At 56.5% G+C, this 12,050-nt stretch carries 12 protein-coding genes and 1 tRNA gene; 4 read left to right on the plus strand and 9 right to left on the minus strand.

What is annotated here, in order from left to right:
• Positions 1-612: 612 nt before the first annotated feature.
• The 3 genes from LIY45_RS16920 to LIY45_RS16930 all read left to right on the plus strand — a co-directional run bounded on the left by LIY45_RS16920 (position 613) and on the right by LIY45_RS16930 (position 4,913).
• Positions 613-1,818 (plus strand): acetyl-CoA C-acetyltransferase, encoded by a 1,206-nt coding sequence (locus LIY45_RS16920; RefSeq protein WP_226476968.1) that lies wholly within the window; start codon positions 613-615, stop codon positions 1,816-1,818.
• 16 nt (positions 1,819-1,834) lie between these two features.
• Positions 1,835-3,982, plus strand: a complete 2,148-nt coding sequence (locus tag LIY45_RS16925) for a 3-hydroxyacyl-CoA dehydrogenase NAD-binding domain-containing protein (protein WP_226476969.1) — start codon at positions 1,835-1,837, stop codon at positions 3,980-3,982.
• 202 nt (positions 3,983-4,184) lie between these two features.
• Positions 4,185-4,913 (plus strand): amidotransferase, encoded by a 729-nt coding sequence (locus LIY45_RS16930; RefSeq protein ID WP_226476970.1) that lies wholly within the window; start codon positions 4,185-4,187, stop codon positions 4,911-4,913.
• A gap of 165 nt (positions 4,914-5,078) precedes the next feature.
• On the opposite strand, the gene LIY45_RS16935 is transcribed toward LIY45_RS16930, so the two are convergent.
• From LIY45_RS16935 to LIY45_RS16945, 3 genes are all read right to left on the minus strand, one after another.
• The gene (locus tag LIY45_RS16935; protein ID WP_017475769.1) at positions 5,079-6,050 is read right to left on the minus strand and encodes a magnesium and cobalt transport protein CorA; all 972 of its coding nucleotides are present in this window, start codon (positions 6,048-6,050) and stop codon (positions 5,079-5,081) included.
• Positions 6,051-6,122: 72 nt separating this feature from the next.
• On the minus strand, positions 6,123-6,878 hold the full coding sequence (locus tag LIY45_RS16940) for a 1-acylglycerol-3-phosphate O-acyltransferase (RefSeq protein WP_226476971.1): 756 nt from the start codon (positions 6,876-6,878) through the stop codon (positions 6,123-6,125).
• Positions 6,879-7,093: 215 nt separating this feature from the next.
• On the minus strand, positions 7,094-7,783 hold the full coding sequence (locus LIY45_RS16945) for a crotonase/enoyl-CoA hydratase family protein (protein WP_076015114.1): 690 nt from the start codon (positions 7,781-7,783) through the stop codon (positions 7,094-7,096).
• Positions 7,784-8,116: 333 nt separating this feature from the next.
• Between LIY45_RS16945 and LIY45_RS16950 the strand changes: the two genes are divergently transcribed.
• Positions 8,117-8,206 (plus strand) — tRNA-Ser (locus LIY45_RS16950).
• Positions 8,207-8,731: 525 nt separating this feature from the next.
• Here the strand turns inward: LIY45_RS16950 and LIY45_RS16955 are convergent.
• The 6 genes from LIY45_RS16955 to LIY45_RS16980 form a co-directional block, all read right to left on the minus strand.
• Positions 8,732-9,241 carry a hypothetical protein gene (locus LIY45_RS16955; protein WP_226476972.1) on the minus strand — a complete coding sequence of 170 codons (510 nt, stop codon included), beginning with the start codon at positions 9,239-9,241 and terminating at the stop codon, positions 8,732-8,734.
• A gap of 9 nt (positions 9,242-9,250) precedes the next feature.
• A complete protein-coding gene (locus LIY45_RS16960) occupies positions 9,251-9,706 on the minus strand; it encodes a hypothetical protein (protein WP_226476973.1) in 456 nt (151 codons plus the stop codon).
• A gap of 291 nt (positions 9,707-9,997) precedes the next feature.
• The gene (locus tag LIY45_RS16965) at positions 9,998-11,161 is read right to left on the minus strand and encodes a DUF3596 domain-containing protein (RefSeq protein WP_226476974.1); all 1,164 of its coding nucleotides are present in this window, start codon (positions 11,159-11,161) and stop codon (positions 9,998-10,000) included.
• Between the two features lie 106 nt (positions 11,162-11,267).
• A complete protein-coding gene (locus tag LIY45_RS16970; RefSeq protein WP_226476975.1) occupies positions 11,268-11,438 on the minus strand; it encodes a hypothetical protein in 171 nt (56 codons plus the stop codon).
• Positions 11,431-11,679: a hypothetical protein gene (locus LIY45_RS16975; RefSeq protein WP_226476976.1), complete on the minus strand. Its 249-nt coding sequence runs from the start codon at positions 11,677-11,679 to the stop codon at positions 11,431-11,433. The genes LIY45_RS16970 and LIY45_RS16975 overlap by 8 nt, the downstream gene beginning before the upstream one ends.
• 64 nt (positions 11,680-11,743) lie before the next feature.
• Entirely contained in the window at positions 11,744-12,037 is a 294-nt protein-coding gene (locus LIY45_RS16980) for a hypothetical protein (protein WP_154990533.1), read from the minus strand.
• Between the last annotated feature and the right edge of the window lie 13 nt (positions 12,038-12,050).

Below are 12,050 nucleotides of genomic sequence, written 5' to 3' on the forward strand. Positions count from 1 at the left end.
AAACGGCAGCCCCTGACGGGATCGCTATGCGCAATATCCCGAAAGGTGCTGCCAAAGGCTTCGATCCTGGCGCTGTGTCTGCGCAGAATGTGGGGTGTGAGAGGTCACCCAATGACCTTGGTGAGGTTGGGCAAGATCAGAATCAGTGTGGTGGCGAAAAGAATAAGTCCCGCCTGACGAACTTTCGAATGCTTGAACATGGCTGACTGCCTTTTGTTGTTATTCCTGAGCGTCAAATGCGTGCCGGTCGATTCAACTATGACGGTGCTACATGACTCTTTTCTTACAGTTCTTACAGGTGCCCCAGCAAAACCCGGCGGCAACCATTTACTTCTCCTACAGATTCAACCTTAGAGCCCTGGTTCTGCTTGACTTAGATCCATTTCATCTCATTACCTGGAGAAAACTTATTAAAAAGGCATGAGGCCAATTGCCAGCCAGACGCCAGCCCTAGGGCTAGACAGCTAAAACGATTAATCAGCCGAATCCCGTAGCCTCCTACCGTTCGTCTGAGCGTGTGCGTCAAGGTCAATGAGCGGTTCGGTCATTGAATCCGCCGCCCCGGCGCCTAAGGTAAGGGCACGATCCGTTGCCCAGTAATTCGAGGACGTCATGACCCAAGCTTTGATCTTTGATGCGATACGCACGCCCCGTGGCAAAGGCAAGCCGGATGGCGCCTTGCACAGCGTCAAGCCGGTGAACCTGGTGGCCGGGTTGTTGACTGCGCTGCAACAGCGCACTGACCTCGATACCCGGCAAGTGGATGACATCGTCCTCGGCTGTGTCACACCGATTGGCGACCAAGGTGCCGACATCGCCAAGACCGCCGCATTGGTGGCGGACTGGGATATCAGCGTCGCCGGTGTGCAGATCAACCGGTTTTGCGCGTCGGGCCTGGAGGCCGTGAACCTCGGCGCGATGAAAGTGCGCTCCGGCTTTGAAGACCTGGTGGTGGTCGGCGGCGTCGAGTCCATGTCCCGCGTGCCCATGGGTAGCGACGGCGGCGCCTGGGTACTCGACCCGCAAACCAATATGCACAGCCACTTCACCCCACAGGGCATCGGCGCCGACCTGATTGCCACGCTGGAAGGCTTCACCCGCCAGGATGTCGATGCCTTTGCCTTGCACTCACAGCAGAAAGCCGCGCGGGCCAGATCAGACGGTTCCTTCAGCAAGTCGCTGATCGCCGTGCAGGACCAGAACGGCATCGTGCTGCTGGATCAGGACGAGTTCATCCGGGCCGACTCTACCCTCGAAGGCCTGGGCAAGCTCAAGCCCAGCTTTGAAATGATGGGCCAGATGGGCTTCGATGCCACCGCCTTGCGCGTCTACAGCCACGTCGAGCGTATTAACCACGTGCACACACCGGGCAACAGTTCCGGGATCGTCGACGGCGCGGCGTTGATGCTGATCGGCTCTTCCGCCCGTGGCCGCGAACTCGGCCTGCAACCCCGGGCGCGCATCGTCGCCACGGCGGTCACCAGCACTGACCCCACCATCATGCTGACTGGCCCCGCACCGGCTACCCGCAAGGCCTTGGCCAAGGCTGGCCTGCGGGTAGAAGACATCGACCTGTTCGAGGTTAACGAGGCGTTTGCGTCGGTGGTGCTCAAATTCATCAAGGACATGGGCATCGACGCCGCCCGGGTCAACGTCAACGGCGGCTCCATCGCCATGGGCCATCCGCTGGGCGCCACCGGCTGCGCGATTCTCGGCACCTTGCTCGACGAACTGGAGGTGCGCCAGCAGCGGTATGGCCTGGCCACCCTGTGTGTCGGCGGCGGCATGGGTATCGCCACCCTCATCGAACGCCTCTGAGCCTAAGGAATCAGTCATGACCGATGCCATTCGTTACGAAAAAGGCCAGGACCAGATCGTGGTGCTGACCATCGACATGCCCGGCCAGAGCGCCAACACCATGAACGGGGTGTACCGCGAGGCCATGGCGGCCACCGTTGCCCGCCTGGAGGCCGAGAAGGATTCGATTGCGGGCGTGATCATCACCTCGGCGAAAAAGACCTTTTTTGCCGGCGGTGACCTCAATGAACTGATCAAGGTCGACCAGCCCCACGCCAAGGACTTCTACGACAGCGTGCTGGTGCTGAAGGCGCAACTGCGCACCCTGGAAACCCTCGGCAAACCGGTGGTGGCCGCCATCAACGGCGCGGCACTGGGCGGTGGTTGGGAGATTTGCCTGGCGTGCCAGCACCGCGTGGCGCTGGACCACAAGTCGGTACAGATTGGCTTGCCGGAAGTCACCCTTGGCCTGCTGCCGGGTGGCGGCGGCGTGGTGCGCATGGTGCGGATGCTGGGCCTGGAAAAGGCCTTGCCCTACTTGCTGGAAGGCAAAAAGATTACGCCGCAACAGGCGCTGCAAGCCGGGTTGATTGACGAGCTGGCGGCAGATCGTGACGAGCTGCTGGCCAAGTCCCGGGCGTGGATTCTGGCCAACCCCGAGGCGAAACAGCGTTGGGACATCAAGGGTTATCAGATCCCTGGCGGCACGCCGTCCAACCCGAAAGTCGCGCAAATGCTCGCCATTGCGCCATCGATCCTGCGCGCCAAAACCAACGGCTGCTTCCCGGCCCCGGAGAAAATCCTCTGCGCCGCCGTGGAAGGTGCCCAAGTGGATTTCGACACCGCCCACCTGATCGAGACCCGCTACTTCACCGAGCTGGTTACCGGGCAAGTGGCAAAAAACATGATGGGTACCTTCTGGTTCCAACTTAATGAAATCAATGCCGGCAGCTCGCGACCCCAGGGTTTTGCGCCGTATGTGACACGCAAGGTCGGCGTGCTTGGCGCCGGGATGATGGGCGCGGGCATTGCTTATGTCAGCGCCTCGGCGGGCGTTGAGGTGGTGCTGAAGGACGTCAACCTGGCGGCGGCGGAGAAGGGCAAGGCCCACTCGGCAACGTTGCTCGACAAGAAGGTCGGCCGTGGGCAATTGACCACTGAGCAGCGGGAAACCATCCTCGCGCGGATTATTCCTACCGAATCCGATGCCGACCTCGCCGGCTGCGACCTGATCATCGAAGCCGTCTTCGAAGACCGGGAACTCAAGGCCAAGGTCTCCGCCGCTGCGCAGAGCGTGGTGGGGGCCGACGCAGTCATCGCCTCCAACACCTCCACCTTGCCCATCAGCGGCCTGGCCACGGCGGTGCCCGACCAGGGCAAGTTTATCGGACTGCACTTTTTCAGCCCGGTGGACAAAATGCCCTTGGTGGAAATCATCAAAGGTACCCAAACCAGCGACGAAACCCTGGCCCGAGGTTTCGATTTCGTCCTGCAAATCAAGAAAACCCCGATTGTGGTCAACGACAGTCGCGGCTTCTTCACCTCACGGGTGTTCGGCACCTTCACCAACGAAGGCATCGCCATGCTCGGCGAAGGCGTGGCGGCGCCGATGATCGAGACCGAGGCACGCAAGGCCGGCATGCCTGTGGGACCGTTGGCGGTCTCTGACGAAGTTTCCCTCAGCCTGATGAGCCATATCCGCCAGCAGACGGCCAAGGACCTACAGGCCGAGGGCAAGCCGTTACCCCAGCACCCGGCATTTGCCTTAATCGACCTGTTGCTCAACGAATACAAACGCCCGGGCAAGGCCGCGGGGGGTGGCTTCTACGATTACCCGGCGGGCGGGCAGAAACACCTGTGGCCTGAGCTGAAAAACCGCTTTGAAAAGCCTGAGCAACGGATCTCGGCCCAGGACGTGCGTGACCGCTTGCTGTTCATCCAGGCCATTGAAACCGTGCGCTGTGTGGAAGAGGGCGTGTTGATGTCGACGGCCGATGCCAACGTCGGCTCGATCTTCGGTATCGGTTTTGCCGCCTGGAGTGGCGGGGCGCTGCAATTCATCAACCAGTACGGCCTGAACGACTTCATCGCCCGCGCCCGTTACCTGGCCGAGCAATACGGTGAGCGCTTCACGCCACCAGCGCTGCTGTTGGAGAAAGCCGCACAGGGTGAAGCGTTTCGGTGATCAAAATGTGGGAGCGGGCTTGCTCGCGAAAGCGGTGTGTCAGTCACCACACTCGTTAACTGATCCACCGCATTCGCGAGCAAGTCGAATCGTCGCACCGCCGCTCCCACATTGAGCATGGTGATGGGGCTTGCCTTGGAAGGGTATTTCAAGGCAGGCTCTGGGGTGTTCATTATTCCCATCGCCGTGTCAGGTATTTTTTATGTCGTTACGCGTGTGCATCCTGGAAACCGATATCCTGCGTCCTGGACTGATCGATCAGTACCAAGGGTACGGGCAGATGTTCAAGCGCCTGTTTTCCAAACAGCCGATTGCTGCCGAATTCGTCATCTATAACGTGGTGCAGGGTGAATACCCGGCGGATGACGAAGTGTTCGACGCGTACCTCGTGACGGGCAGCAAGGCCGACTCCTTTGGCACCGATCCCTGGATCCAGACCCTCAAGACCTACCTGCTGGACCGCCATGCCCGCGGCGACAAACTGATCGGCATCTGCTTCGGCCACCAGTTGCTGGCGCTGCTGTTGGGCGGCAAGACCGAGCGGGCGACCAAGGGCTGGGGCATGGGCATCCATGACTACAAACTGAACGCCAAGGCACCGTGGATGAGCCCGGTGGTGGAAGAATTAACGCTGTTGATCAGCCACCAGGACCAGGTCACCACCTTGCCGGAAAACGCCACAGTGATCGCTTCCAGCGAATTTTGCCCGTATGCGGCGTATCACATCGAAGACCAGGTGCTGTGCTTCCAGGGCCACCCGGAATTTATCCACGACTATTCCCGCGAGCTGCTGGAGATTCTTCAGACAACCCTGGGGGAGAAGGTCTACACCAATGGTGTGGCCAGTCTGGAAAGAGACCACCACGGCGTGACCGTGGCGGAATGGATGATGCGGTTTGTGGCGCACAAACCCGAAACAGGCGCTGCCTGAAACCGTCCAGGGCAAGAAGCACGGTCTTCAAGGCAAAGCGGATTAATGTGGGAGCTGGCTTGCCTGCGATAGCATCACCTTGGTGTCACTGACAAACCGAGGTGCCTGCATCGCAGGCAAGCCAGCTCCCACACTGTTGATCTTCAGCAAATTGAGCCGGGTTTGTTACAGCCAGCCTGAACGCTTGAAACTCGCCCACAAACTCGTACACCCCACCGCAATAAACCCCAGCACCGCAAAATAGCCGTAGTGCCATTGCAGCTCCGGCATGTTCTGGAAGTTCATCCCGTAGATCCCGGCCACCGCCGTCGGGAACGCCAGAATCGCTGCCCATGCGGCAAACTTGCGTTGCACCACACTCTGGCGCGACGCTTCCAGCAACACCCCAATCTCGATGGTCTGGCTGGCGATATCCCGCAGGGTGGTCAGGTCTTCCATCTGCCGGGTGACGTGAATCTGCACATCGCGAAAGTACGGACGCATGTTCTTGTCGATAAACGGGAAGCTCAGTTTCTGCAACTCCTGACTGATCTCCACCATCGGCGCCACGTAGCGCTTCAGCCGCAGCACATCGCGGCGCAGGCCGTGGAGCTTCTGGATATCCGCTTCACTCAGGGAGTTGCACAACACGTTGCGCTCCAGCTCATCGACCTCGGCATGAATCGCCTCGCTCACTGGCTGGTAGTTCTCGGTAACAAAGTCCAGCAGCGCATAGAGTACGAAATCTTCCCCATGCTCCAGTAACAGAGGCCGCGCCTCACACCGCTGGCGTACGTAGCCGTAGGACGCCGAGTGGCCGTTGCGGGCGGTGATGATGTAGCCGCTGCCGGCAAAGATATGGGTTTCGATAAACTCCAGCTTGCCGTTATCGCGCACCGGCGAATAGGTCACGATAAACAGCGCGTCGCCGAAGGTTTCAAGCTTGGGACGGCTGTGTTTTTCCAGGGCGTCTTCGATGGCCAGTTCGTGCAGGTTGAACTGGCGTTGCAGGTTGGCCAGCTCCAGGGCGCTGGGCTCTTCCAGGCCGATCCACACAAAGTGGTCGGGCTTGGCGGCCCAGGCGGCGCCTTCGTCGAGGGTGATATCGGTGACTTTCTTTCCGGCGCTATAGACGGCGGCCGCAACAACTCTACCCATAGTGCTGATCGCTTCTTCTTGAATGGCAGATGACAAGTGTCAGGCAGCTTAGCCTGCCCTGCCCAATCAGAGTCAGCAAATTCGGCGGGGTTCACCAGCGATTGCGGGCGCGGTTTGCAACTCGCGATCCATCGCTTCGATGCAATCGCGCATTTGCTCGCGGCAGGTCTGCATTAGCAGTGGCATGTCATCCATCGTCAGCCCCTTCGTAGAAATTGGCGGCAGCGAGCGAATCAGAATATCGCCACTGTTCCAGCGGCTGAGCTTCATCTGCTTCACATAGGTGCTGACACACACCTGCACAATCGGCACGCCCGCGGCGATCGCCATCTGGAACGCGCCTTTCTTGAACGGCAGCAGGGTTTCGCCGAAATTGCGCGTGCCTTCCGGGAACACCCAGATCGAGGTGTCTGCATGCTGCAAGGTGTGGGTGGTGGTCAGCATCGAGCGCCGCGCCTTGTGGGCGTTGCCCCGGTCAATCAACACATTGCCCGCCAGCCAGAACAGTTGCCCAAACAACGGCACCCACTTCAGGCTCTTCTTGCCGATACACACCGTGCGATAGGGCACCACGGTGCCGAACACAAAGAGGTCGTAGTTGGATTGATGGTTGGCGATGATCACGCAACTGCTGGGCTTGTTGCGCAGCGAGTCGACCTCAGCCTTCACCCGCAGGCGCAACAGCCACATCGCCGGCACGGCATACAGGCGTGCGCAGTAACGGCTGTTGTCGGGATTGAACGGCCGACAGATCCCGAGCAGCACGCCCAGTACACCCGCAATCATAAAGTGCAGCCCCATCAACAACATGCGTAACAAAAAAAGCATCGACACAGCCCATCGGGACAAAAGGTGGCGCAGTGTACGGATGTGCACTGTATTCGGCAATTGCCCCTATAGAGTCGGAAGATAGGCGATGTTTAAGCGCATGTTTCAACGCGCCGTGACAGACACCGCCTAGAGCGGTTGTAGGCAATCCGGAATTCTTTGTAAGAAAAAGCCCGACTCAAGGTCGGGCTTCGATTCAGCAGGCGTAGGTTTGATTAACCCAAGTGGCCCTGGTCCTGAATGATCGCGTCATCCAGGGCTTCCAGCAGCGCCTTACGCACCTTCAGCTTGGTGTGCTTGTGGGCATTCATATTGATCTTCTTCAGTTGGCGAGCGGCTTCCAGCGCGGCTGCCTGCAATTCTTCCGGCGCGACCACCTTATCCAGGAACCCGGCGCTCAATGCGTCCTGCGGGTTAAACATCTCGGCATTGATCACCGAACGGTGGAAGGCCGACTTACGCAGACGATCCCGCGCCAGTTCGATCCCGGCGTGGTGCATGGTCATGCCGATCATCACTTCATTCAGGCCAATGCTGAAAGGCCCGTCCACACCGATCCGGTAATCTGCCGACAGCAACAGGAACGCGCCCTTGGCCACCGCGTGCCCGGGGCACGCCACGATCACCGGGAACGGGTGCGACAACAGGCGACGGGCCAGGGTCGAACCCGACGTCACCAGGCTCACCGCTTCTTTAGGGCCGGCGGTCATCACCTTCAAATCATAGCCACCGGACAAAATCCCCGGCGTGCCCGTGATGATCACCACCGCCCGATCTTTCTCGGCCTGATCCAGCGCTTCATTAAACGCACTGACCACTGCCGGCGAAATGGCATTCACCTTGCCGTTGCTCAGGGTCAGGGTCGCGATACCGTCTTCGAGGTGGTAGGCAATCAACTCACTCATGACGCGATTCCTTGTAATGCTTGTAATAGAAGGACAGACGGCAGACGTTACCCACCGCGCCCGCCCCGGTAAAGCGCCGTGACTGACTACCCAGTCAGACTTTTCCCCCACGCCCGCCCGCAGGCGGCCTTCGGCAAGGCGCAGCAGCTACTATAGACAAGCGCCGCGAGTGCCCGAGAATGGCAGAATTGCCTTGGTGTGCATGACGCCGCAGAGGTCTGGAACGGCATAACCGCCTAAGCGCATGAAAATTCTGAAAAAAACCTTTGCCATCGGAAAAGCTTTCGACTACATTAGCGCGCCTCGACAGACTGAATCAGTTTGACGAGATACGGTGAAGTGTCCGAGTGGCTTAAGGAGCACGCCTGGAAAGTGTGTATACAAGAAATTGTATCGAGAGTTCGAATCTCTCCTTCACCGCCAAATTGAAAAAACACAAATCCTTGATTTTCTTAGAGAAAGTCGGGGATTTGTGATTTTTGGCGTCTGAAAAATGGACTCATGGGACCACCATGGGACTGGCGCTCTATTTTGGTGCGCTAGGATGAGGCCTGCTGATAATTAGCAAGGACGGCTAGAATGTGGCTAAGACGCTGCATCGTTGCTGATGAGACGTTGCCCCGGCTCGTGGGGGATGCGGCGATGCGTTTGGGACCGTGCGCAGTGGTCAAATTCGATTCGTTTCATTGCTTGCCCAATCGCCTTGTATCGGTATGCCGTTCCTGTGGCTAGTAACCTCAGTTCCATGAAGAAGCTCTCCAGGATTAACGATGTAATTAAACGTTATTTACCGCATTGCTTACAACGCGGCGCTACCGAGTTTGTTTGAGATTAAAGTTGGCTAGTTGATATCTAGATTTTGCGGGGGGGGTAGGTTGAAAGCCTCAAGCTTTCGCAAAAAAAAGCATTGGCTTTCAACTAAATAGCTTAACTAGTCTGGTTTTTAATCTATGGCAGGGGGCTTTGCTTTGAGGGTTTAGTGCTCGCCATAGCTATCCACTTCATTGATTGAGGCGTTGATTTTGGTGTTAGAGTGTTTATTTCCAGGTCAGCGCTGATTTCAACTACAAAGTTTTTTATGTAGTCGAAAAATTCTTGGCCTTGCCCATGAACTGCCATGTTGACAGTAATGCCATTTTTTATCCCAAGAATCATCGTGTCTTTCAGGCTGATATTTTGATCTAGAATTTTGATCTTGTCTTTAAGCTCAAGAATCTCCTTTTCGTGACTTTTTTTCAGGCTCTCAAGTTCTGTTGTGAGCTTGTGAAGCTTACTCGATGGATCCTTTTCCGAGATTTTGTCTTTTAAATGGTTAAGTATCAATGTTGCGGCGATTATGCACGGAACACCTATGTTGAGTGCCCATTCTTGTGTTTTTGAAAGGTCCTTAAAGTAACTAAAAACGAAATAAGAGATTACTGAGGAGAGTAGAGCGTAAATGATACTGATAATGCTCATTTGTCAGGCTCACTTATCGCTAATAGTTATCTTCTTTTCATTTAAGAAATCAATGAAGTCGCTTGGGCTGGGTGCCATGATATTTACTACTGGTATAAGTAGTGCGCTTTTGATTTGAGAGTCTTCACATATGAAGTCTGAACTAAATAAAACTTCGACGTTTTTCCCTTTGATTGCTAGAAGTGTGAGCTTCATGATCGGGCGTGATGTGTTGTAATCGTTGATAGCGTCTAGAATCGCTGCTCTTGTGGTTGCCTTTTTTAACGTGTACCTGAATGGGAGGTTGAATTTGTTTAATGTGAATAGTGGGCTGGAGATTTGTGTGCCCATAAATCTCATTGAAGAAAATTTAAATGTAAAGTTTTGATGGTATATCTCTCCGTCTTGTTCGTAAGAGTTACGCTCTTCAAACTCATTAACTCCCTCGATATCCGTTAAAGCTCTATAGATCGTTCTTTCAGTCATGACTTTCTCTGAGGTTATGTGCATTGGGTAGATTTGGTAATTGGTTAGATATGTGGTACAGCTTCTAGGCAACCAGTCAAGATTGCCATGAATTTTTCGGCAGAGTAAACCAAGATCCGGCGCTTGCCCATACCATACGAATGGGCGTCCTTAAAATTTCTAGTTAGATACGAGTGTTTGTTTGCGGTGGACAATGCAGCTGATTTCTGAAAGTAGAATCCTAGTTTTTCCAACCCGCCGTGGCGATATGAATTTCACGTCGCAATCACATCCGTCTTGTATATCCTCTACTCAGAATCTCAAGGCTAGCTGCAACATTCCTATCACATCAGGCCCGTCCTCGTTGATCCAGGTCCCATAGTGCTGACGGATCATATTGCCGTTGGTGTGTCCCATTTGTTCGGCGATCCAATCGATTGAAGCAATGCCTGTGGTCAGCAACTGGCTGGCGTAGGTATGCCGGCACTGGCCAGGCCCACGGTAACGGACCCCGGCCGCAAGCAAATGCGCCTTAAAAAACCGGTCGCGCACCACAAAATCGTTGGCATGCGGCAGGCCGCTTTTGGTGTTCAAGAACACGAAGTGCAGGGTGTGCTTGCGTACGGTCTTGTTGTCCCGTTCAACGATCTCCACAGTTTCCGCCTTTCGCGTTCGCGTCAGCGCATCAATCTTGCGCAGTGCGTCCCAGGCGGGAGCCAGCAGGCGAACCTTGCGCATTGAGCGTCGGGTTTTGGTGACGCGGTAAGCACCGCGCACCTTCGATCGGCGAAAGGTCACCGTCCCCTGTTCCAGGTCGACGTCTTCCCACGCCAAGGCGATGGTTTCAGAAACCCGGGGCCCGGCCCACAGCATGAATTGCACCATCAACAGTTCATAGGTGCGGGTGGTCGGGGTTTCCAGGATCTGTTTGATTTCTGCCCGGGTGAACGGATCCGGTGCTTCGGGATCGGGCAGGCGAACCATCAAGCCTTCGGTAGGGTCGTGGGCGACTTTCATCCGCGTGCGATAGAGCCGGAACACCTGGCGCACGTTGCTGATAATGTCGCGGATGGTCTTGTTCTTGAGAGTTTTGGACAGCGTGCCCTGAATCCACTCCTGCAGGTCCAGGTGATCGATCGCGTTGATCTGCACTTTGCCCCAGCGTGGCCGCACATGCACTTCGGCCTTGTTGGCGTATCCGCGATAACTTGATGCGGCCACACTGTTGGCCTTAATCCGCAGCCACAGGTCCAGGTAGTGACCGAAGGTGTTTTCCACCAGCTTGGCCGAGTTGGGGAAATGGCGTGCGTAATCAAAGGTACCGGAGTCGATCTCGTATTCTATGATGGCGAGTAAGCGCTTTGCCTGACCTACCGTGGCCGGTTTGTTACCCCCTGGTATCGATTCACGGCATTTTTCGCCGTTGTATTGAAAATAGATTCTCACGGAATTACCGCGAGCTTCGACCCCACTCATGTAAACCCCTAACGCTGTACTCGTATAGCGACAGTCTGACGATCGGAAACAAAAAGGCCCGTTTCCGGGCCAAGTATCTGGAAGCGCATCTTCTGGTGGACGCGGCTTATGGCTTGGGCTTGGGGTTGCGTAGATGGGCATTCAGCCGTTGGCGTTGCCGGCTGCATTGCTGGTGGTTGCCCTGGGCGCGCCACCGACCGCATACGTCGCAAACGCTGGTGTAGTCGATGTTCCAGGGAAAGCGTCGTGCGCGACTTGCATGGGATTGCTTAGGCATGGCGCGCAGTCCCCCGGTATGCGGTGTTGGCGAGCAGTTGGGCGACGACAGCCGCATCCGTTTCGCTTAGTTCGCCCAGGGTGCTGGCCATCTGACTGAGGCTTTCGAGGCGGGTCCGTGATTCAGGGGTTTTGTGTACCAGGTAGCCAATGACGGCCGCGCCGATAATCGCGGTGGCCACCAGGTGCCGCGCCGGTGTGGTAGCCTTCGCGGCGCTGCTGCTTAGGTTCTGTGCTTGCATGGTATAGCCCTCTGTTGCGGTCGGGTGTCGAGGAGCTGCAACTCCTCGGCACTGTTTTTAAAGGTCAGTCCTTGCGGGCCAGGTGGATCACCAGGCCATCAAACTTCGGCTCATGTTCACTGCATGATTGCCATTCCAGCACCTTCAAAATCTGTTGCCGGCTGCAGTCGTCCACCAGGATTTCGCGTTGGCCACCGGCTGCGCGCACTTCCAAAATCTCCAGTAAGCCATCCTCCCCATAAGCCTCGGCCTGGATGATCGGCGCGCTTTCTCCCGTGAAGTCCAGACGGTCCTGAACTGACTGGAGCTTGCTGTTTTTGCCGTCGCCGGCACTGCCCATAAACACTTGGATTTGCATCGGTCTTGCTCTC

Origin of the sequence: Pseudomonas sp. MWU16-30323 (genome assembly GCF_020515595.1) — a bacterium.
GTDB lineage: Bacteria > Pseudomonadota > Gammaproteobacteria > Pseudomonadales > Pseudomonadaceae > Aquipseudomonas > Aquipseudomonas yamanorum.

Excerpts from the sequence above, each read along its gene's own strand:
- LIY45_RS16920 (WP_226476968.1), top strand. The coding sequence starts at position 613 with ATGACCCAAGCTTTGATCTTTGATGCGATACGCACGCCCCGTGGCAAA.
- LIY45_RS16925 (WP_226476969.1), top strand. The coding sequence starts at position 1,835 with ATGACCGATGCCATTCGTTACGAAAAAGGCCAGGACCAGATCGTGGTG.
- LIY45_RS16930 (WP_226476970.1), top strand. The coding sequence starts at position 4,185 with ATGTCGTTACGCGTGTGCATCCTGGAAACCGATATCCTGCGTCCTGGA.
- LIY45_RS16935 (WP_017475769.1), bottom strand. The coding sequence starts at position 6,050 with ATGGGTAGAGTTGTTGCGGCCGCCGTCTATAGCGCCGGAAAGAAAGTC.
- LIY45_RS16940 (WP_226476971.1), bottom strand. The coding sequence starts at position 6,878 with ATGCTTTTTTTGTTACGCATGTTGTTGATGGGGCTGCACTTTATGATT.
- LIY45_RS16945 (WP_076015114.1), bottom strand. The coding sequence starts at position 7,783 with ATGAGTGAGTTGATTGCCTACCACCTCGAAGACGGTATCGCGACCCTG.
- LIY45_RS16955 (WP_226476972.1), bottom strand. The coding sequence starts at position 9,241 with ATGAGCATTATCAGTATCATTTACGCTCTACTCTCCTCAGTAATCTCT.
- LIY45_RS16960 (WP_226476973.1), bottom strand. The coding sequence starts at position 9,706 with ATGACTGAAAGAACGATCTATAGAGCTTTAACGGATATCGAGGGAGTT.
- LIY45_RS16965 (WP_226476974.1), bottom strand. The coding sequence starts at position 11,161 with ATGAGTGGGGTCGAAGCTCGCGGTAATTCCGTGAGAATCTATTTTCAA.
- LIY45_RS16970 (WP_226476975.1), bottom strand. The coding sequence starts at position 11,438 with ATGCCTAAGCAATCCCATGCAAGTCGCGCACGACGCTTTCCCTGGAAC.
- LIY45_RS16975 (WP_226476976.1), bottom strand. The coding sequence starts at position 11,679 with ATGCAAGCACAGAACCTAAGCAGCAGCGCCGCGAAGGCTACCACACCG.
- LIY45_RS16980 (WP_154990533.1), bottom strand. The coding sequence starts at position 12,037 with ATGCAAATCCAAGTGTTTATGGGCAGTGCCGGCGACGGCAAAAACAGC.